Origin of the sequence: Vibrio kasasachensis (genome assembly GCF_050337565.1) — a bacterium.
GTDB classification, from domain to species: domain Bacteria; phylum Pseudomonadota; class Gammaproteobacteria; order Enterobacterales; family Vibrionaceae; genus Vibrio; species Vibrio kasasachensis.
Window position 1 is genome coordinate 305,026 of record NZ_JAKJTB010000009.1, and the last position, 22,977, is coordinate 328,002.

Annotated in this window: 23 protein-coding genes; 6 read left to right on the plus strand and 17 right to left on the minus strand. The window is 43.6% G+C overall.

Translation table 11 applies throughout. From position 1 onward, the window contains the following. Positions 1 to 12 precede the first annotated feature (12 nt). The 7 genes from lepB to hflX all read right to left on the minus strand — a co-directional run bounded on the left by lepB (position 13) and on the right by hflX (position 5,451). Complete coding sequence (gene lepB, locus L4C38_RS04215; protein ID WP_428796283.1) at positions 13 to 660, minus strand: signal peptidase I; 648 nt, start codon at positions 658 to 660, stop codon at positions 13 to 15. A 196-nt stretch (positions 661 to 856) separates the two neighbouring features. Continuing rightward, complete coding sequence (locus L4C38_RS04220) at positions 857 to 1,303, minus strand: GNAT family N-acetyltransferase (protein WP_428796284.1); 447 nt, start codon at positions 1,301 to 1,303, stop codon at positions 857 to 859. A 205-nt stretch (positions 1,304 to 1,508) separates the two neighbouring features. After that, positions 1,509 to 1,901, minus strand: a complete 393-nt coding sequence (locus L4C38_RS04225) for a GFA family protein (RefSeq protein ID WP_428796285.1) — start codon at positions 1,899 to 1,901, stop codon at positions 1,509 to 1,511. A 203-nt stretch (positions 1,902 to 2,104) separates the two neighbouring features. Further along, complete coding sequence (locus L4C38_RS04230) at positions 2,105 to 2,386, minus strand: hypothetical protein (protein WP_428796286.1); 282 nt, start codon at positions 2,384 to 2,386, stop codon at positions 2,105 to 2,107. Between the two features lie 477 nt (positions 2,387 to 2,863). Then, the gene (locus L4C38_RS04235; protein ID WP_428796287.1) at positions 2,864 to 3,124 is read right to left on the minus strand and encodes a DNA polymerase III subunit epsilon; all 261 of its coding nucleotides are present in this window, start codon (positions 3,122 to 3,124) and stop codon (positions 2,864 to 2,866) included. A gap of 223 nt (positions 3,125 to 3,347) precedes the next feature. After that, complete coding sequence (locus tag L4C38_RS04240) at positions 3,348 to 3,854, minus strand: DUF3087 domain-containing protein (protein WP_428796288.1); 507 nt, start codon at positions 3,852 to 3,854, stop codon at positions 3,348 to 3,350. Between the two features lie 259 nt (positions 3,855 to 4,113). After that, on the minus strand, positions 4,114 to 5,451 hold the full coding sequence (gene hflX / locus L4C38_RS04245) for a GTPase HflX (protein ID WP_428796289.1): 1,338 nt from the start codon (positions 5,449 to 5,451) through the stop codon (positions 4,114 to 4,116). 343 nt (positions 5,452 to 5,794) lie between these two features. Between hflX and L4C38_RS04250 the strand changes: the two genes are divergently transcribed. After that, positions 5,795 to 7,162 (plus strand): tryptophanase, encoded by a 1,368-nt coding sequence (locus L4C38_RS04250; RefSeq protein WP_428796290.1) that lies wholly within the window; start codon positions 5,795 to 5,797, stop codon positions 7,160 to 7,162. Between the two features lie 93 nt (positions 7,163 to 7,255). Here L4C38_RS04250 and L4C38_RS04255 read toward each other — a convergent pair whose 3' ends face one another. Beyond that, positions 7,256 to 8,512, minus strand: coding sequence for an adenylosuccinate synthase (locus L4C38_RS04255; RefSeq protein WP_428796291.1), 1,257 nt, complete (start codon positions 8,510 to 8,512; stop codon positions 7,256 to 7,258). Between the two features lie 145 nt (positions 8,513 to 8,657). On the opposite strand from L4C38_RS04255, the gene L4C38_RS04260 reads away from it, so the two are divergent. Then, complete coding sequence (locus L4C38_RS04260; RefSeq protein WP_428796292.1) at positions 8,658 to 9,545, plus strand: LysR family transcriptional regulator; 888 nt, start codon at positions 8,658 to 8,660, stop codon at positions 9,543 to 9,545. A 33-nt stretch (positions 9,546 to 9,578) separates the two neighbouring features. On the opposite strand, the gene L4C38_RS04265 is transcribed toward L4C38_RS04260, so the two are convergent. Further along, the gene (locus L4C38_RS04265) at positions 9,579 to 9,788 is read right to left on the minus strand and encodes a DUF2798 domain-containing protein (RefSeq protein WP_428796293.1); all 210 of its coding nucleotides are present in this window, start codon (positions 9,786 to 9,788) and stop codon (positions 9,579 to 9,581) included. A 105-nt stretch (positions 9,789 to 9,893) separates the two neighbouring features. Here L4C38_RS04265 and L4C38_RS04270 point away from each other — a divergent pair, with 105 nt between their 5' ends. Then, positions 9,894 to 10,775 (plus strand): LysR family transcriptional regulator, encoded by an 882-nt coding sequence (locus tag L4C38_RS04270; protein WP_428796294.1) that lies wholly within the window; start codon positions 9,894 to 9,896, stop codon positions 10,773 to 10,775. Positions 10,776 to 10,876: 101 nt separating this feature from the next. Here the strand turns inward: L4C38_RS04270 and L4C38_RS04275 are convergent, their stop codons facing one another. Next, a complete protein-coding gene (locus tag L4C38_RS04275; protein ID WP_428796295.1) occupies positions 10,877 to 11,656 on the minus strand; it encodes a lipid-binding SYLF domain-containing protein in 780 nt (259 codons plus the stop codon). A gap of 487 nt (positions 11,657 to 12,143) precedes the next feature. Between L4C38_RS04275 and L4C38_RS04280 the strand changes: the two genes are divergently transcribed. Beyond that, the gene (locus tag L4C38_RS04280) at positions 12,144 to 13,406 is read left to right on the plus strand and encodes a hydroxymethylglutaryl-CoA reductase (RefSeq protein ID WP_428796296.1); all 1,263 of its coding nucleotides are present in this window, start codon (positions 12,144 to 12,146) and stop codon (positions 13,404 to 13,406) included. A gap of 96 nt (positions 13,407 to 13,502) precedes the next feature. On the opposite strand, the gene L4C38_RS04285 is transcribed toward L4C38_RS04280, so the two are convergent. The 7 genes from L4C38_RS04285 to L4C38_RS04315 all read right to left on the minus strand — a co-directional run bounded on the left by L4C38_RS04285 (position 13,503) and on the right by L4C38_RS04315 (position 21,144). Beyond that, positions 13,503 to 14,261, minus strand: a complete 759-nt coding sequence (locus L4C38_RS04285) for an SDR family oxidoreductase (protein ID WP_428796297.1) — start codon at positions 14,259 to 14,261, stop codon at positions 13,503 to 13,505. 9 nt (positions 14,262 to 14,270) lie between these two features. Then, positions 14,271 to 15,161 (minus strand): 3-hydroxyisobutyrate dehydrogenase, encoded by an 891-nt coding sequence (mmsB, locus tag L4C38_RS04290; protein ID WP_428796298.1) that lies wholly within the window; start codon positions 15,159 to 15,161, stop codon positions 14,271 to 14,273. 13 nt (positions 15,162 to 15,174) lie between these two features. After that, complete coding sequence (locus L4C38_RS04295; protein ID WP_428796299.1) at positions 15,175 to 16,305, minus strand: enoyl-CoA hydratase/isomerase family protein; 1,131 nt, start codon at positions 16,303 to 16,305, stop codon at positions 15,175 to 15,177. Between the two features lie 11 nt (positions 16,306 to 16,316). Next, positions 16,317 to 17,093, minus strand: coding sequence for an enoyl-CoA hydratase (locus L4C38_RS04300; RefSeq protein ID WP_428796300.1), 777 nt, complete (start codon positions 17,091 to 17,093; stop codon positions 16,317 to 16,319). Between the two features lie 45 nt (positions 17,094 to 17,138). After that, positions 17,139 to 18,293 (minus strand): acyl-CoA dehydrogenase family protein, encoded by a 1,155-nt coding sequence (locus L4C38_RS04305; RefSeq protein ID WP_428796301.1) that lies wholly within the window; start codon positions 18,291 to 18,293, stop codon positions 17,139 to 17,141. Positions 18,294 to 18,395: 102 nt separating this feature from the next. After that, the gene (locus L4C38_RS04310) at positions 18,396 to 19,886 is read right to left on the minus strand and encodes a CoA-acylating methylmalonate-semialdehyde dehydrogenase (RefSeq protein WP_428796302.1); all 1,491 of its coding nucleotides are present in this window, start codon (positions 19,884 to 19,886) and stop codon (positions 18,396 to 18,398) included. A 79-nt stretch (positions 19,887 to 19,965) separates the two neighbouring features. Next, positions 19,966 to 21,144: a thiolase family protein gene (locus L4C38_RS04315; protein WP_428796303.1), complete on the minus strand. Its 1,179-nt coding sequence runs from the start codon at positions 21,142 to 21,144 to the stop codon at positions 19,966 to 19,968. A 210-nt stretch (positions 21,145 to 21,354) separates the two neighbouring features. On the opposite strand from L4C38_RS04315, the gene L4C38_RS04320 reads away from it, so the two are divergent. Both L4C38_RS04320 and L4C38_RS04325 read left to right on the plus strand, forming a co-directional pair. Then, the gene (locus tag L4C38_RS04320) at positions 21,355 to 21,741 is read left to right on the plus strand and encodes a MerR family transcriptional regulator (RefSeq protein WP_428796304.1); all 387 of its coding nucleotides are present in this window, start codon (positions 21,355 to 21,357) and stop codon (positions 21,739 to 21,741) included. Between the two features lie 46 nt (positions 21,742 to 21,787). After that, on the plus strand, positions 21,788 to 22,957 hold the full coding sequence (locus tag L4C38_RS04325; protein WP_428796305.1) for an isovaleryl-CoA dehydrogenase: 1,170 nt from the start codon (positions 21,788 to 21,790) through the stop codon (positions 22,955 to 22,957). Positions 22,958 to 22,977 lie beyond the last annotated feature (20 nt).

Consider the following 22,977-nt stretch of genomic DNA (forward strand, 5'->3'; position numbering starts at 1 on the left):
TTTATCAAAGGTTTATTCAACCGAAATGGCAAACCGCTCAGAAGAACGTTTACTTGAAATCGAGAATGCAACGTGAGTCACTTTACCCATAATATTGTTACCTTCAACAAAGCCCCAGTACCGAGAGTCCGCACTATTGTTTCGGTGATCGCCTAGTACAAAATATTTGCTTTCAGGAACAGTAAAAGTACCGTTGATGCTTGGTAATTGACCACCTTGACCATACTGAATTAAATGACTACTACCGTCTAATTGCTCGATACCTATTTCATTCGATGGTTCAAAAAGAACCGGCGTAAATTCTAACTTCTTCCCATTTACGGATATATCGCGACCTGAAAATCCTATTTCATCACCTGGTACACCAACCACCCTCTTTACATATAAATCATCCGTGTGAGGCGGAACAAACGTAACAATATCTCCACGCTTAGGGTGCCCTGACTCATATAGGCGAATATTTACAAATGGTAAAGTAGGACCGTATGCGGTTTTATTAACTATCAACCAGTCACCATCATATAAGGTCGGCTCCATTGAAGCACTTGGGACATGATTCCAGTCCGCTACAGCGGTTCGGAAAAACGCTAGAGTCAGAAAGAACACTAGAAAACCTAAATTATTTTTAAATAGTTGGCGAACCTTATTTTCCCTTCTCATTATCAAATATCTCCATATTTTAAGTACTGGTTGATCAGTTTACTTCCATGTTGGCTATCTAACGAAAGCCATAGTGACTAAGTACATGCGGAAGAGTTAAAGGTTATTATGACCACAATTCGAACTGTTAACGTTGATCTCACCAAGAATATGTTCGGGTTTTAATCTCGGCGACGCGCCACTTAACCCGTATTTCTTATGTACGCACCAAAGTCATTGGCACAAACCTAATCCCATTAAATTCCGCCTCTTCACCCGTTGCGATAAAGCCGTTGCGATTATAGAAAGAAACAGCAGTGACTGACGAGCGCAGGCTAATTTCATTTGCTTCAGTAGCTTTTAACAGAAAGCTCAATAAATTCCCCCCTACCCCTGAACCTTGAAAAAGTTTTGATACAAATAAGTGCGTCAGATAATTACCGTCACACAAAGCTGCGAAACCAACCAATTTTCCGTCTGAAACTGCCTTAATTGACAAAAACTTATCACTATCAAAGGTAGTAGTTAAATCTGGTAGAACGCGTTCTCGATACTCTTTCTTTCCTTGTGGATTGAGCAATGGGAGTACATCAATATCTGATACGTCTGAAACGAGAATCGTCACTTCCTTTAAATCAGTAAGTTTTACAGTCTCAATTTCCATATTTCCTCCGTGTGGATAACGAATGATCTTTGTCTTCTCCACGATTAGAACTATTGCCTTTAATCAAACCAAGAAGGGGGGCAGCATTCATGGCGCTAATGGATATTCCAACAACGCCAGCGAAATAATGCCAAAAGAAATACAACCTTAAACACAGTTCAGGTTAACCGAAAAATGTCTAGTCATCCTACAAATAGCCGTTGTGTTAGCTGTGTTCTTCTATTCGCGCACTACATCGGCCCCATTCAGGCGCACTTGATACAAAAATGTGCTCTTCACTATCAGGGGCAAAATCAGTGTCCAGTAACCCAAGCGCAAACGAACGACAACCACTGTTGAACTCACTATGATCTGACCATTCAATATTAGAGCCACAAACATTGCAAAATGTACGTGTAACATTAGCCGATGATTTGTATGAGCGAATATTCTTTGTTCCACTTATCTGGAAATCGTCCTCGGAGACTAATCCAAAAGAAGCAAATGATGACCCATGAGCCTTTCGGCACATATCACAGTGGCAATACATGACATGCTTTATAGGTCCTGTAACTTCAATTGAAACACCGCCGCACAAACAACTGCCCTTATACTTCATAACATCTCCGAAATAACCACCGCTGAAATCAACTGATGAGGTAACGTATGGGTAAGACCAACATCGTAACCCAATCGTGCTTCAAATCACTTTGAGAAAGGCTCAAGCTATGACCAATCTTACAATAAACAGAAGGATTCGGACTTGTTCAAAACACGGGATCAAACGTTGGCTGCCAACGCTTAATCCTGATTCGTTAGTAACTATTTCAAAAGAGGTGATACACACTCTATAAAAGGCATCACACTTTTTTGTAACTCTGGATCTTCAATATTTGTTCCGTCAGACAATCCTAAATTGCCATTGAACATTCTAGGGCTCAATTTAGTATTGATCTCACCTTCTATATTGAGTGTGAATTCATGCCCTTCGGGTAACAGGCTAGCACAAGACTCAATAGTATTATCTGGCTGTATCGCTTGAGATGTTGCGATACCTGAAGTAATTATAACTGCACTTAACACAAGGGCGTAACTAGGTTTCATATCTATATTCCTCAATTAAAACATCAACAAAAAATGAAACTTGTAGCATATGAAATGGTTCGATATTTATGACTTTTGCGCAATTTGCTAACGAATGATATGAGTTCCGCTACCGAGGATCTGCCACACTTACATCGTAACTAACAGAGCCACAGGCACTATATCTAGTTACTGAAGTGTCCATATTTCCACGTATAGTGCGTTCTCACCTCGCGAAACGCGTATTATTGACAGCACAGCAACCTTGTATCTGCCTAAAGTTAGACACTGCTGTTATGCATTCAGTAAAATTTAATTAGTTCGTTTGGTCAAGTATACGAAATCAGATGGAGATTTATGTGGGATAGCTTTAGAAATTATTGGTTCTAGATAGGAGCTTGAGTGGTCGCTCAAAAGCGGTAAATATCATTAACGCTTGTAGCTGATTGGAGTTTAACAAGCTTTCCTACCCCATGGATAGGAAAGCTAGGAAAGCATCTACTCTGCGTTATTCTTAAGGGTAAATGCTTCTTCAATTCTTTGCAGTTCTTCTTGTTCTTTGAGTTTTAATTCTTCTTGAACAGCCGCTTTACGTTCATTCAGTGCTTTTTTTTCTGATTTGGTTAAGAATTTCACTGCTTTTTTATTAGTAAGCGCATACGCGACTACATCTTCACCTTTTTCACGACGCTCACTTACACGTTGTGAGAAACGCTCGTTATCACGTTCTTTACGCTCAGCTGAACTTAATTTGCTCATGTTTTATACCTTTACTAAAAATATGGTAGGTCTACTGCTACCTTCAGGTAAACAAATGGGGTGTCATTCATATAGCTGATGGCGGCATTTTAGCATAGATATTGACGAGAATACCCGTGTGATAAGGTCTGAGTGTTCAAACTCATCAAATGCCCAGCTTGAGTGGCTAAGCTAGGCTAAATCGCGTGAGCATTAATATGTCAAAGTCTTATTGCTATGCCGATTAAAAGGCTTTTAATAGTTCAGAATGATATTGGGTAATATCTAAATGAACATCGTACTCTTTAACCCAGTTATCGAGCTGCAATTGCGCATCATTAAGACTACTTAGTGTGATGGTGTTGTCGTCGAGTTTCCATAATTGACGCGAACCTTGGTAACTAAACTGAAGCGCTAACATAGCGTCTTCATTACCTTGCTTGGCAGCAACAAGTAGCTTACGGTTCTTTCTGTAGATCAAGTTTAGTGCCTGCTTCAGGTCCCATACATACGCCACTTCGCGCATTTTCGGGTGTGTTTTGAGCTTGATCAGTGTCATACCGACCACAATCGCACTAACAACTACCCCAAGTAAATTCCAATAAAAGTTAGAGCCAGATTCGAAAGGCGAGAGCAGTATCAATGTCTGAGAAATAGCTAAGCTCAAAACCACCAAACTGGCGATACAAGCGACAATAACGATGTTTAAACGTGAGCGGTATAATTGCTTATCGATGTTTTCTAATTGCATGAACAATCCAATCTCCAAGGCTGTCTTACACTATACCCAACAACTCTCACTGAACTAAGCATCTTGAGGTGACTTGGGTATACATCGACAGTTTTTAGTATGCGGTTGATTATACACCTTTCGATAATTTGAATAAGCGATACTTTGTTGCAAAATCTTTATCTTAGAGACAGGCGATGATCTTGGTTATTCTCAATGAAACTGATTACTCAGAGCCCGCAGAATCATTGAGCAACAACCAAAATCGAGGCGATACTGTTTAAAGGTTCTGCATACGCTTCTTTAATCTTGCTAAATCAACCGCGCTTGAGCGTACCGTTAATTTAATGTTCTCATAATCGTATTCTTCCTTAGTCACACTCATGCTTGAACGGATTTCGCCGATCACGCCATTCGCGGTGTAAGGTACAATAATTTCTTCTTCAATCATCCCTTGCTCAGCAACACCGACAATGTATTTGTGCAGTTTTTTGATATCAAGAGGGTCACGAGTTGAGGTGAGCATTGCATCAGGAAATTCTTCCATCAGCGCCTGCTGCTGCTCAATGCTCAAGCGATCTGACTTGTTCAGTACTAGCAGTTTTTCGCTGTTTTCAACGCCAACCTGCCCCAGAACATCATGCACCACATCAAGTTGCGCACGGAATGTTGGATCCGAAGCATCAACAACATATAAGAGTAATGAAGCATCGTGCGCTTCCGCTAACGTTGAATGAAACGATGCGACCAAATCATGAGGAAGCTTTTTAATAAAACCAACGGTATCTGACACTAAGATCCGAGGTTGAGTAATAGGTTGTAGCGCACGTACCGTAGTATCAAGAGTCGCAAACAACTTATCTTCACCAACCACTTCCGTTGCGGTAATTGCGCGCATCATTGATGATTTGCCCGCATTGGTATAACCAACCAAAGCAACACAGAACAGTTCTGAACGTTGTGCGCGGCGGTTCTTTAACTCATTCTGTACACTAACCAACTCACGCTTTAGTTCCGCGATTTGGTCACGAACTTTACGGCGGTCAAGCTCTAACGAGGTTTCGCCTGCACCCTGCCCCATTTGGCGTTCTTTGTCGCCACTTGCTGACTCGCGAAGTCGTGGAACTAAGTAATTAAGACGGGCAATTTCAACTTGTAAGCGTGCGGTTCGCGTACGCGCGTGGCGGCTAAATATCTCAATGATAATGCCAGTACGGTCGTATACGTCTACGCCTAAATGGGTCTCTACATTACGTAGTTGAGATGGGCTTAAATCGCAATCAAACACCACCACATCTGCATATGACTGCGGCATGTCTTCTTCGGGAAGATCAGAAAAATCGGTTTCATCAAAAAACTCGTCATATTCAGTATCTTCAATTGAACCTTGATTACCCGTTAGGTGCGCAATTTCAGCCAGCTTTCCGACGCCCAGCACGTTTATATTTTGTGTCGAACTCTGCTTTTGTGATTGTGTCCCAACCACTTTAAACCCTAGGGTTGTCACTAAACGAGCAAGTTCGGCGAGAGATTCCTTTGCCTCATCACCTTTAAAATCCGGCGTGGTAATAGAAATAAGTAGAGCGTTATTAAGTGATGGTTTTGCTGTTAGTTTCATTTATTAATATATTTATGCACCTGAGTGCAAACCTAGTATTCAGTCTAAAGTAACGTGATCCTACGCTGTTATAGCCCAACTTTATAGAGTAATAGAATACTAAATACAGATATTATGCCGGTTCTCCTTGAAGTTGTGCCGTTGCTACTTACATTCTCCCACCTAATTACCCCGCGAATCCATGCCTGAGAGCGCGCCCCAATTGAGAACTGGATCAAGTATCTCAAATGATCACGGCATAATTCCGCTCTAGATAGACAAACAACTTGTATTAACATCTTCAAAATAGAAAATGTTCGCCTGATTATTTCCAAATCTGTACAAATGCATTGGAGTGATACAAATGATTTACCCAGCAGAGCCATTCCGTATTAAAACTGTCGAGACCGTTCCTACGATTGATCGCGAAGCACGCGCTCAGAAAATGGAAGAAGCTGGCTACAATACATTTTTGCTAGAGAGCAAAGATGTGTATTTCGATCTATTAACGGACTCTGGTAATAGTGCAATGAGCATGCGCCAATTGGCCAGCATGATGATCAAAGATACCTCAATCAAATCTTGTCCGTTATCAGAAACAGTGCGTGAGTTGTTTGGTTTCAAACACGTTATCGCTACTCAAAAAGGATGCAGCGCTGAAAGCCTATTGTCGACGCTCACTATTGCACCTGGGCAGTATGTGCTCGGTAACATGTGCTCTAGCAGCCATCGCTTTCATCAACAAAGACAAGGGGCGACTTTCATCGATATTATACGCCCCGAAGCTCACAACGCCGCACTAGATATACCGTTTAAAGGCAATATTGACCTTGCCAAACTTGAGGCTCTAATTGCAGAGAAAGGTGCAGAATCTATTGCTTATATCCGCCTTGCTGCAACAGTGAACTCTGCTGGCGGTCAACCTGTCTCTCTTGAGAATATGCGCGGAGTTCGTCAACTTGCGACTCAGCATGGCATTAAAGTCTTTTTCGATGCCACGCATTGCATGGAGAACGCCTTCTATATTAGCGAGCAAGAACAAGGCTATGCAGATAAATCTATCCAAGATATTGTGTTAGAGATGTTGAGTTACGCTGATGGCTGTACCGTTAATGGCACCAAGAAGGAGTGTTTGGTTAACAGTGGTGGATTGCTGTGCCTCAACGATGACGAGTTGTTTGATGACGCTACTGACACACTTATGCTTTACACTGGCATGCCTACATCGACCGATCAAGACACTGAGGCAACGTTGAATGGTATGCGTAAGTCGATAGCACTTGGTTTACGTGAATCTATCCAACGAGAGCATATTGAACACCGAGTAAAACAGGTACGTTACCTTGGTGAACAATTAAAGGCTGCTGGCGTACCTATTGTTGAACCAATAGGTGGACACGCTGTGTTTCTTGATGCGAGTCGTTTCTGTCAGCACTTAACTCTTGATCAACTTCCAGCACAAAGCCTTGCGGCTAGCCTATATGTAGAAACGGGTATTCGAGCAATGGAGCGTGGCATTGTTTCTGCTGGGCGTAATGCTGAGGCAGATGCGCATTCACTCGAGACTGTGCGCTTAGCCATTCCTCGTCGTATTTACACCTACTCTCATATGGATGTGATTGCGGAGAATATCATTGATTTTTATCAGCAACGCGAGCAAATCAAAGGTCTGCAATTCAGTTATGAACCGAAATGGCTGCGCTTTTTCAACGCACGTTTTGAGCAGTGCTAGGAACTCGTACTAAAACATACACTCATATTTAGTGTGATATATTAAAAAAGGCTGACCATCACTGGTTCAGCCTTTTTTCTTTTAGAACGACGATTAACGAATAATCATTTGCTCACGTTCAGGACCAACAGAAACCATTTTCACGGGTACACCCATTAGTTCTTCAATTCGTAAAACGTATTTTTGTGCCGCTACTGGTAGTTCATCAAATTCACGACAACCAGTAATATCTTCACTCCAGCTTTCCATTTGCTCATAAACAGGCGCTAATTCTGCCGTTTGTGGCCAAATTGGGTTCTCACTGTGCTCGCCTTGGTAAGCAACACAAATCTTAAGATCTTTTAGATCTGTCAAACAGTCAATTTTGGTTAGAGCAATTTCAGTTGCTGCTTGTAATTCAACACCGTTTTTAGTTGCTACTGCATCAAAGTAACCCATATCACGAGGACGACCAGTTGTAGCGCCGAACTCACCCGCTAGCTCTCGGAATGCATCTTGCTCTTCCATAGCGGTAATTAACGTACCAGTACCAACTGATGAGCTAAATGCTTTCGCCACAGCAATAACGCGTTCAGGGCGCAGTGCTGGTAGGCCACTACCAATACCTGCGTACATAGACACAACGTTAGAAGAAGTCGTCCACGGGTATTCGCCGTAAACAAGGTCACGACCCGCGCCAAGTTGCGCTTCAAACAATAACGTTTTGTCTTTTGCTTGCAGTTCTTTCAAAGGCAGCGTTACGTTGCAGATCGAATCACGCCATGGCGCTGAAACTTCAAGCAACCAATCAGCCATCTCTTGTGCTGTTTGAGCAAATTCAAATGTTGGGTATAGCGCACGAAGTTGCGGTAGTTTCCAATCCAACATGAATTGGATGCGTTCAACCAGAACTTCTGGTTGCGTTAACCAACCAACTAAGATGCCCTTTTTCATTACACGGTCGCCATATGCAGGTGCAATACCTTGACGAGTTGAACCGTATGCTTTATCGCCTAAACGCAACTCTTCTAATGTATCTTCTAGAGCGTGTAACGGCAGACAAAGTGTTGCGCGGTCAGAGATGCAAAGCTTCACTTTCACACCAGACTCTTCAACCTCGACAATCTCTTGAGATAGAGACGCAGGGCTGATAACCATACCCGGACCTAAAACAGCAATACAATCAGGGTTAAATACGCCACTAGGAAGCTGGTGCAATTTGAATGTGCCAAAGTCGTTTACCACAGTATGACCTGCGTTATTACCACCTTGGAAACGAATGCTTGCGGATGCTTGGTCTGCCAAAAAATCTACGATTCGGCCTTTACCTTCATCACCCCAGTTTGCACCAACAACAACAATAGACGACATAATTAACTCTCCTTAAAAGCGATGGACTTATCCTAAACTTCCGCTCACAATAAGAAAAATTAATAATCGTTATAACCTTAATAAGAATTTCATATCGGGTTATATTGATATCTGCGATCTAGTTCCAACCAAATGGAGGACAATTATGTTAGATCTCAACTGGCTCAATACCTTTGTGGTATTAGCTCGTTTGGAGCACTTTGGTAAAACAGCCATTGAACTTCATATGACCCAGCCCAACGTTAGCTTACACATTAAACAACTTGAACAAGCTACCCACGTTAAATTGATTGAGCGTAATCCGTTTAGACTCACTCAGGCGGGTAAGCGTCTGCTGCAAAGTGCGCAAAGTACGCTGATGGAACTGCAAATCTGTCAGGCAGAAATCAACGCGATTAATGACTTAAGCCAAGGTACGTTGACGATTGCTGCCAGTGACATTATCTCGCGGTTATTATTGATAGCCCCGTTTCAATCTTTTAAGGAAGAGTTCCCTGGTATTGACTTTTCACTTCTCAATACCACGTCGTCACAAGCCGCAGAATTGGTAAAAAGTGCCAAGGCTGACTTAGGCTTTGTGATGGCACAAAAAGAAAGCCAACCGCTACATTTCACCGAGTTACAGCAGATAAAATGGTGTGCACTAGGCGACGGGTTGCAAGATTGGCAGCAAGGCAGACTGGTAAATGGGCAAGACGAACCTACCCTTATTTTGCTTGGACATGATACTCGAACTCGTGACTTACTCGATCTCGCTTTGCCAACGTTAAACCTGCCAAAATATCGCGTCATGGAAGTAGGCAGTGTGGATGCCCAAATTGACTGGGCAGAAGCGGGATTTGGCGTCGCCATCGTGCCGGAGTTTTCGCTTCATCCCAAGCTGAATCTCAAAACAACCATTACCCCATTAACCGAGTTTCCAACCACCAGCCTTGGCTATATTGTTAGGCAAAATCAGGTATTATCACGCGCCATCAAAAAATTATTAAATTGGGTAAGTGAAGAGATTGTTAGCGTGCAGAAACTGAAATAGTTGCAGGCATAACCGATACCAATCGCACAAATGCTACTGAAGAACTTTTTGGGTGATCGTTTGTGCAAGGGGGGAGACAAAAAAAGAAATAACGCCAGCTGCCGGCCAAGCTAACAAAAATGCTCGTCCCCACAATGACAAAAAGTCAGGCGTGCTCCCTAAGTTCAAATACGTAATCCATAGCGTCATAAGTGATGACAAGAAAAAAGACATGATAACTGTAAATAGGATTCGCTGTTTCATAAGTGGTCTCTAGTTGCCGAATGATGTGTAAATTACTATAGTGAGATTCAATTATGATTTACATACATTAAATTGGGTCTTTCAAACCCAAATATGGTGTTAACTATGCATGGCAACATTTCACTGTTTATATCCGTAGTCGAAGCTGGTAGCTTTAAGACCGCCAGTAAAAGCCTAAAAATCCCGTCATCTACTATTGGTAGGCGTATCAAGGCATTGGAAGATGAGTTTGCTTGTAAGTTATTGAACAGAAATAGTCACACTTTCGAAATGACGAGAGAAGGACAGAAGCTTTACGAAAAAACGCATTTCCACGTCAACTCTATCAACTCAATCGTTAACGAATTATTAGACGATGTTTCTGGGGATAAAGGACACATTAAACTGCTCGCCCCTATTAATTTATTTGCAAGCAGCTTACAAGCTCCTCTTTCGCATTATCTGAAAGAAAATCCGCAAATTGAGTTAGAACTGGAGTTAAGTAATGCGTTAACCAACTTTTACTCGTCAAACGCGGATATTGCTGTTCGCGTAGGCAAGCAAGACGACTCAGACTTAACGCAGTTTAAAATCGGCACAATCAAAACTGTACTTGTTGCGAGCCCAGATTACTTAGAATCTATTGATGAAATTCTACAGCCAGAAGAGCTTGAAAAGGCGAATCTCGTGGTTATTGAGCCACTGACAACATGGGATTTGTATTCGTATTCTAACTTACTAAACAAAACCACTTTTAAACCGACGCAAAAACGAGTCAAACTTAATGACCTACAGATAGCAAAACAATTCATCATTGATGGTCTCGGTATAGCATTACTTCCGTTAACGGAGGTACGAAGCGAGCTTGAAGTCGGCAAACTAGTCAGAGTTCTACCAAACTGGCAAGGTGAAGAGCGCGAGGTCTATGCTATTTGGCATCGAAGACAGCTACTAAGTACTAGAGCATCAAAACTCATCGATTATCTTAAAAACAACCTTACTTTTTAAATGTAATTATTGACGACTGCACTACAGCCTCTCGCTAAAGAATCTAACTCATCGACATAGGGTTAACATTCCCTTTTCGCGAGCAAGAAGGGAATTGTATGTTATTGTGAGTTGGTCAGTTCTTCATTTACCCAATATTTTGAACCCGATACGTTTGCGTCAATCAACAGTCCTTTGGTATCCAATTGGTAGACTGCCACGCCACTATTAAAGTGCGCACTCAGTTCTTCACCTTGGTCGCCCGCCACGACAGAGGCTTCACTCGCTGCCTCCCAACCTTTTTCAACAAAGTCATCGAAATTTTGTTTCGACTCAAATAAAACCACTTGTTGATAAAATTTGCCTCCAATCCCCATCGCAACGCCCACGCCAAACATGCGCATATAGGTACGTTTGTCGTTTTGTTTTTCTATTGCCACGCCTGACCCGGAGTTGGTATGAAACATCAATGAAAATTTGCGAGAGTCAAATACCGCATAACCATACGATTTGTCATAGAGTAACTTGGCATTGGGCTCATTATTAAACAGCTTTACTAACGCAGTTTCTGCCATTAAATCGATAGCTTGCCTTGCTTCTTCCGGTGTATCGCCTTCAATTAACTCTTCGATTTCATTCTCAGCAGCATCTAGCCATTCTTTACTTTGTTCAACACTGGCATCCGTCCATTCACCCAGAGTCGCAAGCGCATCCTTAGACCAATGAGATAGATCTTTCCAAGCCTGTTTAGAGAAGTCTTTGGTAATGTCCCACGCATTTTGGGCTCCTTCAGACACGGCATCCGTAAGTTCATCAAACGTCGAGTTAACCTTGCTCCACCCAGCAAACGTAGAGGTACAGGTAAGGGCTGCGAGTAATGCTATGCTAATCTTCTTTTTCATCGCTTATCGAAACTCTTTTAGGCATAATATCTTAAATATCTTAGGTTAAATGAGCGGAATTAATATCAGAATAGAGTTAGAGTTCTGAGATAAATCACGCTAATGAAACTTCTTAGACATGGAGTTGAACAACATAATGGTTATAACCAACACCACGTCTTTACCGTTGCCAATAGTTTGTAATATCAGCCGAACTTTTTGTAACATGTTTCATTTTGCTAACTACAAGCGTTTTTATGCAGTTAAACCTCTAATTATTAAGATAATATTACTAAACAGCACTAAAGCGTCAAACCATGACACCCACAAAGATACCCTGCTCCAACCACTTAACGCGCTCAAGTTAGTTAAAATGCACCGTTAATCAAAATAATAAACAAAGCCCCTTGGTTGTAGAGCATACTTTTATTGCAAAACGTATAGATTGCATTGTAATCAAACTCGGTATCACGACCAATTCATGCTGAACCAATAAAGAAACCATTGAATGCCGAAACTGAATCTAAATCGTGCAAGGAATTACTCTGTCTTCTCCGATATTGAGAGCTGTGAGAAAGTTAAATCTGCGCTCGAAGCAAAATTCCACAAACCGAAAAAGAAGATCTGCTTAAATGCCGGTCTCTCCGACAAACTCCTTGACCGTCGCTGGCAAGTATTAGAATCCATGACGGACAAAGACCTGTTACTGGATTCTTTTACACAGCAAAACTTTCAAGCGTACTCCAACAATATCGAGCACTTCATTGGCACTGTAAACGTTCCTGTCGGCATTGCGGGACCGCTTCGCATCAACGGTTTATTTGCTAACGATGATTTCCTTGTTCCACTCGCCACAACCGAGGCTGCCTTAGTGGCATCTTATGACCGTGGCGCCAAGCTGATCACTGCAGCTGGTGGTGTTAGCACTTTACTTATTAACGAGGGAGTAAGCCGTACTCCTGTGTTTGCTTTTCAGTCACTTTCAGAATCCGCTCGCTTTGTCAGTTGGGTTGTAACCCAATACGATATATTCCGTGAAGTCGCTGAATCAACTACCACGCATGGCAAATTAAAAGACATCAATGTCAATATTGAAGGTAACCATGTTTACTTGATTTTTGAGTACCTAACCGGTGACGCGTCAGGTCAAAACATGGTGACGATAGCCACGCAAAACATATTTCTCTATATCTTAGAGCACTGCCCTATTGTACCGGTTGATGCCTTTTTGGATGGTAACTTGTCGGGAGACAAAAAAGCCAACGCCTACACTTTGCGCTCTGTACGTGGGAAAAAAGTGTCAGCCGATGTAACTATTCCTGCCGCACTGGTAAAAAAGTATCTGCATACCACGCCAGAAACGATGGTGAAGTTTGGCAAGATGAACACAGTTGGTGGACTACTTAGTGGCGCGATTGGCATTAATGCTCATTATGCCAATGCGTTAACCGCACTCTATATTGCTTGCGGACAAGATGCTGCGTGCGTTGCTGAATCAGCCATTGGCATTACCCGTATGGAGGTAGACTCACGCGGGGATCTTTATGCGTCGGTCACATTACCAAACATCATGGTGGGGACAGTCGGCGGTGGTACAGGATTACCAACTCAAAAAGCTTGCCTTGATATTCTAGGTTTACATGGAAATGGTAAAGCTAAAGCACTTGCCGAAGTCGCGGCCGCATTGTGTCTGGCTGGTGAATTGTCGATCGTTGGTGCATTTTGTGCGGGTCACTTTGCTCGGGCACATCATAAACTGGCACGTAAATAGTGGCACTAAGCACACGGTTTAACGCATCTGTCAGTTCGCTTCTACATAATAAAACGCCAAAGTGAACTGACAGAACACATTTCAACTGTATGCACTTTACATCCTCATACCGCCGTCCACTTCCATCACTCGCCCTGTGACAAAGTCATTTTCAAGCACATATTTGATAGTGGACGCAATTTCATCTGCTTCGCCCAAGCGCCCTGCGGGGATCATGCTCACCAAACGTTCCATCGCTTCAGGTTTTATCTGATCCGTCATTGCGGTTTTAATCACACCAGGCGCAATCGCAACGGAACGAATTCCATATCGCCCTAGCTCTTTCGCCCAAACGGTTGCCATAGTAGCGACTGCTGCTTTAGAAGCAGAATAGTTGGTTTGACCTATATTTCCCGCTCTTGCAACACTTGATATATTAATGATCACACCTTTACTGTCGGTATTGAGCATGACTTTCGCCGCTTCACGTCCACATAAGAATGTACCGCTCACATTCACGTTCATCACAGATTGAAATTGATCCAGTGACATGGTGTTTACCTGACCATCTCTTACTTTAATGAACATGCCATCTCGCATAATACCGGCGTTGTTTACCACACCATTTAACTGATCGAAGTCGGTTTCAATTTGCTCGAACGCCGAACAGACTTGATGTTCTGCCGTCACGTCGGCGACGTAACAACGTGCAGTTACGCCATAAGATTCACACTGCGTTTGAGTTTCACTAAGCTGGAGTGCGTCAAGGTCGATCAGGGCGAGGTTCACACCACTTTGTGCCAGAGAAAGCGCCATGTGTTTTCCTAACCCTTGCCCTGCACCAGTTATAGCAATCACTGCATTTGCCAGTTCCATGCGCTCTCCTTATTGCTGTTTTTGGTAGAACTCGAACAAGCTTGAAAAGTCTTTCTGCCCGTTGCCCTGACCATTATGAAAATTGAACAGATTACGCGCTAAGCTACCCATAGGGGTTGAAGATTGGCTCGCGACCGCAGCTTCCATCGCTAAACCAAGATCTTTCGCCATTAACTGGCTCATAAAACCACCTTGGTAACCATTGCTTGAAGGCACATTCTCCATCACGCCTGGGCATGGGTTATACAGCTCCAGCGCCCAGTTTCGTCCTGAACTTTGCAACATAATATCTGACAGTACTTTCGGATCGAGCCCGTTCTCAACACCTAAGTTTAGCGCCTCACAAGTGCCACTCATTAGAATACCCAGCATCATGTTATTGCAGATTTTGGCGACTTGCCCAGCTCCAGCCTCACCCGCATGGAAGATGTTTTTACCCATATGGCTCAGGGTCACTTTTGCTTGAGCAAAGTTTTCGGCGCTTCCTCCAACAATGAAGGTCAACGTACCCGCTGAAGCTCCGGCAACACCACCTGAAACAGGTGCATCAACAAAATTGATACCACGTTTTAGTGCCTTGGATGCAACATCACGCGCGGTTGTAGCATCAATAGTAGAACAGTCAATCAATAGGGTTCCAGAGTCGACACTGTCGAGAATGCCCCCCTCTGTAAGGTAAACACTTTGTACATGTTGGCTTGCTGGCAACATGGTAATGACGACGTTTGATCCCTGCACTGCTTGCTGCACAGAATCAGCACTTGATGCACCAAGCGCCGTTAGCTCTTGCACCGCGCTAGGGTTTAAGTCAAAAACCTCTACATTCAATTTTGCACTGAGTAGATTTTTTGCCATGGGTGCGCCCATGTTTCCTAGCCCGATAAATGTAATTTTTTCCATTTGGTTTATATCCTTATAAAGTCGCCGTTGTCACATTCGCTTTAACAAGCGGATATGCAGTCGAATCAATTGGTGAGAAAAAGCGTTCTAATTCCTGATCGGTAACAGCCAATACGTCACGGTGTAACCACTGAGGTTGATTGGTTTTATCAATAATTAATGCTCTCACTCCCTCTTTGAAATCCCCTTCTAAACCACAACGCAGCGTGAGATTAAATTCCATATCAAAACACTCTTTCAAGGTTAAACCGTGACACTGAGTTAATTGTTGATAGCAAATATTTAGCGAGAGTGGGCTTGCATAGTTGAGTGATTTTTGCGCGTTTTTCATCCATCGGTCTTCAGTGTTCACCGCGTTGATGGCAGCGATAACTTCGATAAGACTACCTTGGCAAAGCGGTTCAATAATTCGCCCGTGCGCCATAAGCAATCCATCATCTAACGGCTCGCATTGCACATCATTAAGCAGGCGATTGAGCGTAAGCTCAATATCCGTTTGATTACGCCACTCAATTTTTAATAACTGTTGTAAGAATGGTAGCTTTTCTTGTGCTTGCGCTGTCCACTGGCACAAGCCAAGCGCTTTCATATCGGTTGCATTTATCTGACAAGCCGTAAGCCCAAGAAATAACGCAAAATGCTGTGGCAAGTGGCTTAGGAAATACGTTGCGCCTACATCCGGGTAAAGACCAATTTTGCTCTCCGGCATAGCAAAGCGCGTATTAGTCGAGGCAACTCTATGACTCGCTCCCATGAACAAGCCAACACCACCGCCCATTAAATACCCATGCCCCCATGCGATAATAGGTTTGTCATAAGTATGGATCAGGTAATCACAACGATATTCAAGGGTAAAAAAGCTTTCCATTGCCTCAAAAGCGGCATCGAAATCATGCTCCTTGTTTTCAAGTGCACGGAAGATGGCTTGAATGTCACCTCCAGCACAAAAGGCTTTCTCTCCACTGGCATGCAAAAATACTGCGACAATATTATCGTCACTTTGCCAACTGATTAATTGGTTATACAGTTGTTCTATCATCTCGTAACTAAGTGCATTGAGCGCACTCGGGTTATCTAATTCAAGTACACCAATTAATGAGCCGTCAGCACAGGTGAGTTTTGAACTAATTACTTTACCTAGCATAGTGCCTCCCGTTAACTGTTGGTCCAGTTAGGTTTGCGCTTTTGCAAAAAGGCGTTAACACCCTCGGCTTGATCTTGAGTGTCGAATAGCTGCAAAAACAACTCACGTTCGAGCACTAAGCCAGCGTTATGTGTTTGGCTTCGATGATTTTGGATCAGCGATTTACATGCAGAAATTGATTTTGGCGATTGCGCTGCCACTCGCTGTGCGAGTTCCATTGCTGCGCTAAGAGCTTTGCCTGTTTCAACCACTTCTTCAACCAACCCAATACGCTCGCCGACTTCCGCTGTTACGCGCTCGCCACATAGGATCATTCGTTTTGCCCAACCTTCACCAACCAGCGCGGTTAGGTTTTGCGTACCTCCAGCACAGGGCAATAAACCGACAGAAGCTTCCGGTAGCGCCATTTGTACTTGCTGCTCTGCAATTCGTATATCACACGCTAAGGCAACTTCAAGCCCGCCACCCATGGCATAACCGTTGATAGCAGCTACTGTTACACCATCAAACGCCGAAAGCGCTTCAAATGCTTCGCCAAATGCAAATGCCATATCAAGAGCCATCGCCTTGTCACCACTAACAAAAGTTTTAAGATCTGCGCCAGCGGAAAAGAACTTCTCCCCCTCACCAGTTAAAACCAATGCATAAACAGAGCGATCGTGGCTCAGCTCAGTCGCCAGTTCTTTTAACTGGTTAAGTGATTCTAGAGTCCATGTATTTGCGGGTGGATTACTAATAGTTAACTTGGCTATATGCGCCACTTTTTCTAGCTTGATATGTGCTGTCATAATGATTTAGTCCTTAGATTCTTCACTTAAAATCAGTGGTACTCCCTATAGCAATTCAACACCTTCGCTTAGCAAGCGCCTAGCTATAATCACACGCATGATTTCATTGGTCCCTTCAAGAATTTGATGTACACGCACATCTCTGAAATGGCGCTCTACTGGGTATTCTTTAATGTAGCCATAACCACCGTGAATTTGCAGTGCCTCATCACAGACTTTAAATCCAACGTCTGTAGCAAAACGTTTTGCCATCGCGCAGTAAGCACTTTTTTCAGCATGTTGAGAGTCAAGTTTAGCAGCGGCTAAGTGCACCATTTGGCGGGCAGCGACCAACTCAGTAGCCATATCTGCCAGCTTGAATTGCAGTGCTTGAAACTGGGCCAATGTGCGCCCAAATTGCTTACGCTCAGACATGTATTGCTTGGCTTCGTTTAATGCTTGCTGCGCCGTCCCTACTGAACAGGTAGCAATATTGATTCGCCCGCCATCAAGCCCAAGCATCGCGATTGTAAAACCTTCACCTTCTTCACCTAACAGGTAATCAACGGGAATTCGTACATTTTCAAAAGTAATCATTCGCGTTGGCTGACAGTTCCAGCCCATTTTGGCTTCTTTTTTGCCATAACTGACGCCTTCACTATCCGCTGGCACGACAAATGCTGAAATACCATTTGCCCCTTCACCACAAGAACGCGCCATAACCACCAACACTTCGGTATCTCCCGCACCAGAGATAAAGACCTTGGCACCATTCAATACGAATTCATCACCATCACGTACCGCACTGGTTGTCAGCGACGCAGCATCTGATCCTGCATTGGGTTCAGTTAAACAATAAGAAGCGAGCTTTTCACCAGAGACTAGATCAGCGCTAAATTGCTTGGCTACATGTTGCTTGGCGAAGCTGGTGATCATCCACGTTGCCATGTTGTGAATGGTCATAAATGCTGTTGTCGCGGTGCAACCCATTGCCAGTTGCTCAAAGATGATCGCCGCATCTAAGCGAGACAGCCCTAATCCACCGTGCTCAGGTGGTGTATAGATGCTTAAAAAACCAAGCTCGCCAGCTTGTCTAATAACCTCTTTGGGAAAGTAAGACGTTTCATCCCACTCAGCAGCTTGTGGTGCCAACATTTGATCTGAAAACTGCTTTGCAGCCTCTGCAAAAGCTACCTGATCTTCATTTAATTCAAAATCCATATTTAACCCCCAAACTGTGGTTATCTCGAAGATAAAGTGAGCCAAGCCATCAGTAATATATACAAACTATAGCTTGGCTCTCCGTTCGTTATGAAATGGCGGTTATAGCTGAATCGTCATATTTGGACCGCTTGGGATATCATCATCAAACCAACGCGCTGTAACGGTTTTGGTTTCGGTATAAAAACGTACTGCTTGTTTACCGTAAGCGTGTAAATCGCCATAGAAACTGCCTTTCCAGCCAGTAAACGAGAAAAATGGTAGCGGTACTGGAATTGGCACATTGATGCCGACATTGCCTACTTCAATATTGTGCTGATACTTTCTCGCAGCACCACCACTTGCGGTGAAGATCGAAGTACCGTTGCCAAATGGGCTAGCATTAATCAACTCAATCGCGTCATCTAAAGTTTCAACGTCCATGGTGAGTAACACTGGACCAAAGATCTCTTCTTTGTAGATAGACATCTCAGTTGTGACATTAGTAAACAGCGTTGGTCCTACCCAGTTACCGTTTGGAAGACCATCAACTACGCAATTTGAACCATCCAACACACAATCAGCACCAGACGCTTTGCCTTCTTCTATAAGACCAACAACACGCTGCTTTGCTTGCGGGCTAATCAGTGGTCCATAACCTGCTTGCTCATTGTCCCAAGCACCAGGCTGCACTTGTGCTAACGCCTCCTTAAGCTCTGGAATCCACTCTTTAGTGCCACCGACAAATACCGCGACTGAAATGGCCATACAACGTTGACCAGCAGCGCCAACTGAAGCGCCAACCAAGCTATTGATCACTTGTTGTTTGTTGGCGTCAGGCATAATCACCATATGGTTTTTTGCGCCAGCAAATGATTGGACGCGTTTTAGGTTATCCGTGCCGGTTTTGTAGATGTATTCACCCACCGCAACCGAACCAACAAACGAAATGGTACGGACAACTGGGTCGGTAAGAATTCGGTCTACTTGTTCTTTTTTACCATGGACGACTTGCAACACCCCTACAGGCGCACCTGCTTTTTCAAACAATTCCGCCAGTAACATCGCGGTTAAAGGCACTTGCTCTGAAGGTTTTAAGATAAAGGTATTACCGCAGGCGATTGCCATTGGGAACATCCATAACGGGATCATGGCAGGAAAGTTAAATGGCGTAATACCAGCACACACACCAAGGGGCTGGATGTATGAATAACCATCAATGTTAGTCGCGACATTCTCGACAGTTTCACCCATCATTGAGCTGCAAATGTTCGCCGCTTGCTCAACCACTTCAATTCCACGCCATACATCGCCTTTGGCATCTGGAAGCGTTTTACCTGTCTCACTGGAAAGTAAAATCGCAATGTTGTCATGATTCTCTTTAAGTAAATGTTGGTAGCGCAGCATCAAGCGTGCTCTTTCTGGCGCAGACACTTCTTTCCAGCTTTTAAATGTATCGGCTGCACTAGTGATCGCCGCCGTCATTTCCGACTCTGTAGCACAAGGAACCTGCGCAATCACTTCATTGGTTGCAGGGTTAGTAACATCTAGCCACTGTTGAGACTCTGACATGGCAAATTCGCCGCCAATATACTGTTTTACTTTTTCTGTCATGATGACGTCCTTGTATGTTTCAGCTAATTACTGACTACTGTTTGTTTTATGAATTTTGTGTATGAAACCTGAGCCTAAATCAGCAGATTTCAATCGCAATGGCGGTTGCTTCTCCGCCGCCAATACACAGCGACGCAATACCGCGTGTTCCACCGGTTTGTTTTAATGCATGGATGAGTGTCACTATAATTCGATTACCACTTGCTCCAATCGGGTGACCTAGTGCACAGGCGCCTCCGCGTACATTGACTTTATTCGCTTCCAGTTCGAGGGCTTTAACGGCGTATTGCGTAACTACCGCAAACGCTTCGTTAATTTCCCATAGGTCCACATCCGATTTATCCCAACCTGTTTTCGCTAAAAGTTGCTCTATGGCAAACACGGGCGCAATGGTAAATTCTTCGGGCTCGCGCGCGTGGGTTGTGTGTCCGATGATTTTTGCTATTGGTTGAAGGTTTTCCTTTTTACCAAACTCACTACTTACCAATACCAATGCCGATGCTCCATCAGAGATTGAGCTGGAGTTTGCTGCTGTTACTGAACCATCTTTGGCAAAAGCCGGACGCAACGTTGGGATCTTATCGACATTGAGTTTTTTGGGATTTTCGTCATCAACACAAAGCTGTTGCGAACGTTTTGTTTTTACACTGACAGGCACGATTTCTTCTTCAAACAAACCTTGTTCAATTGCATTTTGAGCACGAAGTACCGATTGCTGAGCCCATTGATCCATATTTTCACGACTAAATTGATACCTTTGCGCAGTTTGCTCAGCAAACACCCCCATCAATTCACCTTGATAAGCATCTTGCAAACCATCGTAAAACATGTGGTCGAGTACTTGTTCATGCCCTAAACGGAATCCATCACGCGCTTTCTTCAATATATAAGGAGAAGCAGACATGTTCTCCATGCCACCAGCGATGACGGCATTAGCACTATTTGCTTGAATAAGATCGTGCGCCAACATCACCGTTTTCATTCCCGAACCACAAACTTTGTTTAATGTGGTGCAGCCAACCGATATAGGCAGCTGTGCTTTAAGAGTAGCTTGTCTCGCCGGCGCTTGCCCAACACCAGCAGGCAAAACACAACCCATTAACACTTCATCTACTTTTTCAGGTGCTAACTGGCTAACAACCAATGCCGCTTGTATTGCCTGAGCCCCCAAATGAATGGCATCAGTCGCAGCGAACATACCTTGGAAAGACCCAATAGGTGTTCTTTTTGCGGCAACAATCCATGTTTCGCTATTCATTTTGTTAACCTTCTGTTGACGTTTATGTAATAACTATACTAACATTTACGTTAACGTCAAGTTATGAGGTTATTGTTTGTCCGAACGAATGTTCTGTTTTGGGTAAATGCTCGTAATATCAATACTCAAGAGAGGCTGCAGTTTATTTACTTTAACGTTAACGAGTTGTATATTCTTTATAAGGTTATACGAAAGTCGAAGGGTTAAGGGATGAATACATTTAAGATAAGTGAGCTTGCTAGGGAGTTTGATATTACGACCCGAAGCATTCGTTTTTACGAAGATTTGGGGCTTATTGCGCCTGAACGTAAAGGCAGTACTCGTATCTATAATGGTCGTGATCGGATCAGACTGAAATTGATTTTGCGAGGTAAGCGTCTAGGGTTCTCTCTCGCAGATATCAAAGAGTTATTTGAGCTTTACGACACCGATCAAAGCGCAGAGCAGTTGAGCTATATGATTCGGTTGATCGAAGATAAGAAGGTTACATTGCAACAGCAAGCAAACGACATCAACGCAGTAATGATGGAGTTAAATGCGGCTAAGTTGCGATGTGAAAGTACACTTAAATCTATTAATGGTGATAACGCCACCTAGCAACTCGTTGCTTGGATGTAGGTGGCGTATTTGGCAAGGATACGCAATGAAATCTACCTACTCTTCTCTAAATTTCGTTTATGACGAAAATACTGATTTACTCCGTGAGCAAATCAATCATTTTGCTGCCAGTGAAATCGCGCCTCTCGCGCAATCTATCGACCAGACTAATGACTTCCCCAACCATCTTTGGGCCAAATTTGGTGAAATGGGGCTACTTGGTGTCACCATCAGCGAAGAGTTTGGCGGTGCCAACATGGGTTACCTTGCCCACGTCATCGCTATGGAAGAAATTAGCCGAGCTTCTGCATCCGTTGCACTGAGTTATGGTGCCCATTCCAACCTTTGTGTCAATCAAATCCACCGAAACGGCACCCAAGCTCAAAAAGAAAAATACCTACCAAAACTTCTTACTGGCGAACATATTGGTGCGCTAGCAATGAGTGAGCCCGGTGCCGGTTCTGACGTTGTCTCTATGCAGCTAAAGGCTGAACGTAAAGGCGACATATTTGTACTCAATGGCAATAAAATGTGGATCACCAATGGACCCGATGCCCATACCTATGTGGTGTACGCTAAAACCAATCCTAGCCTAAATGCCAAAGGCATTACCGCCTTTATTGTAGAACGCGGCTACCCAGGCTTTTCACAAGCACAAAAATTAGACAAGTTGGGCATGCGTGGTTCGAACACTTGTGAGTTGGTGTTTGAAGATTGCGAAGTGCCCGCAGAAAACATTCTTGGTGAGGAAAACCACGGCGTGCGCGTTCTGATGAGCGGATTAGATTACGAGCGCGTGGTATTGGCTGGCGGACCACTTGGCATCATGCAAGCTTGTATGGATCTCGTTGTCCCCTATATTCATGATCGTAAGCAATTTGGGCAAGCCATCGGCGAATTCCAATTGGTTCAAGCAAAAATTGCCGATATGTATACCCAAATGAATGCGGCAAAAGCTTATGTTTATGCTGTTGCTGCCGCTTGTGATCGCGGTGAAACCAGCCGTAAAGATGCTGCTGGTGCCATCCTCTTTAGCGCTGAACTGGCGACCAAAATGGCATTAGATGCCATCCAACTACTCGGTGGAAACGGTTATATCAATGACTTTGATGCTGGTCGATTATTGCGAGACGCCAAACTCTACGAAATCGGTGCCGGAACATCTGAAATTCGCCGTATATTAATTGGTCGTGAATTGTTTAACGAAAGCGCATAGCGGTCGTTATTCGTCTCAAA

Bases quoted from the DNA above. Each gene is read 5' to 3' on its own strand.
- lepB (WP_428796283.1), bottom strand. From the start codon at position 660: ATGAGAAGGGAAAATAAGGTTCGCCAACTATTTAAAAATAATTTAGGT.
- L4C38_RS04220 (WP_428796284.1), bottom strand. From the start codon at position 1,303: ATGGAAATTGAGACTGTAAAACTTACTGATTTAAAGGAAGTGACGATT.
- L4C38_RS04225 (WP_428796285.1), bottom strand. From the start codon at position 1,901: ATGAAGTATAAGGGCAGTTGTTTGTGCGGCGGTGTTTCAATTGAAGTT.
- L4C38_RS04230 (WP_428796286.1), bottom strand. From the start codon at position 2,386: ATGAAACCTAGTTACGCCCTTGTGTTAAGTGCAGTTATAATTACTTCA.
- L4C38_RS04235 (WP_428796287.1), bottom strand. From the start codon at position 3,124: ATGAGCAAATTAAGTTCAGCTGAGCGTAAAGAACGTGATAACGAGCGT.
- L4C38_RS04240 (WP_428796288.1), bottom strand. From the start codon at position 3,854: ATGCAATTAGAAAACATCGATAAGCAATTATACCGCTCACGTTTAAAC.
- hflX (WP_428796289.1), bottom strand. From the start codon at position 5,451: ATGAAACTAACAGCAAAACCATCACTTAATAACGCTCTACTTATTTCT.
- L4C38_RS04250 (WP_428796290.1), top strand. From the start codon at position 5,795: ATGATTTACCCAGCAGAGCCATTCCGTATTAAAACTGTCGAGACCGTT.
- L4C38_RS04255 (WP_428796291.1), bottom strand. From the start codon at position 8,512: ATGTCGTCTATTGTTGTTGTTGGTGCAAACTGGGGTGATGAAGGTAAA.
- L4C38_RS04260 (WP_428796292.1), top strand. From the start codon at position 8,658: ATGTTAGATCTCAACTGGCTCAATACCTTTGTGGTATTAGCTCGTTTG.
- L4C38_RS04265 (WP_428796293.1), bottom strand. From the start codon at position 9,788: ATGAAACAGCGAATCCTATTTACAGTTATCATGTCTTTTTTCTTGTCA.
- L4C38_RS04270 (WP_428796294.1), top strand. From the start codon at position 9,894: ATGCATGGCAACATTTCACTGTTTATATCCGTAGTCGAAGCTGGTAGC.
- L4C38_RS04275 (WP_428796295.1), bottom strand. From the start codon at position 11,656: ATGAAAAAGAAGATTAGCATAGCATTACTCGCAGCCCTTACCTGTACC.
- L4C38_RS04280 (WP_428796296.1), top strand. From the start codon at position 12,144: ATGCCGAAACTGAATCTAAATCGTGCAAGGAATTACTCTGTCTTCTCC.
- L4C38_RS04285 (WP_428796297.1), bottom strand. From the start codon at position 14,261: ATGGAACTGGCAAATGCAGTGATTGCTATAACTGGTGCAGGGCAAGGG.
- mmsB (WP_428796298.1), bottom strand. From the start codon at position 15,161: ATGGAAAAAATTACATTTATCGGGCTAGGAAACATGGGCGCACCCATG.
- L4C38_RS04295 (WP_428796299.1), bottom strand. From the start codon at position 16,305: ATGCTAGGTAAAGTAATTAGTTCAAAACTCACCTGTGCTGACGGCTCA.
- L4C38_RS04300 (WP_428796300.1), bottom strand. From the start codon at position 17,093: ATGACAGCACATATCAAGCTAGAAAAAGTGGCGCATATAGCCAAGTTA.
- L4C38_RS04305 (WP_428796301.1), bottom strand. From the start codon at position 18,293: ATGGATTTTGAATTAAATGAAGATCAGGTAGCTTTTGCAGAGGCTGCA.
- L4C38_RS04310 (WP_428796302.1), bottom strand. From the start codon at position 19,886: ATGACAGAAAAAGTAAAACAGTATATTGGCGGCGAATTTGCCATGTCA.
- L4C38_RS04315 (WP_428796303.1), bottom strand. From the start codon at position 21,144: ATGAATAGCGAAACATGGATTGTTGCCGCAAAAAGAACACCTATTGGG.
- L4C38_RS04320 (WP_428796304.1), top strand. From the start codon at position 21,355: ATGAATACATTTAAGATAAGTGAGCTTGCTAGGGAGTTTGATATTACG.
- L4C38_RS04325 (WP_428796305.1), top strand. From the start codon at position 21,788: ATGAAATCTACCTACTCTTCTCTAAATTTCGTTTATGACGAAAATACT.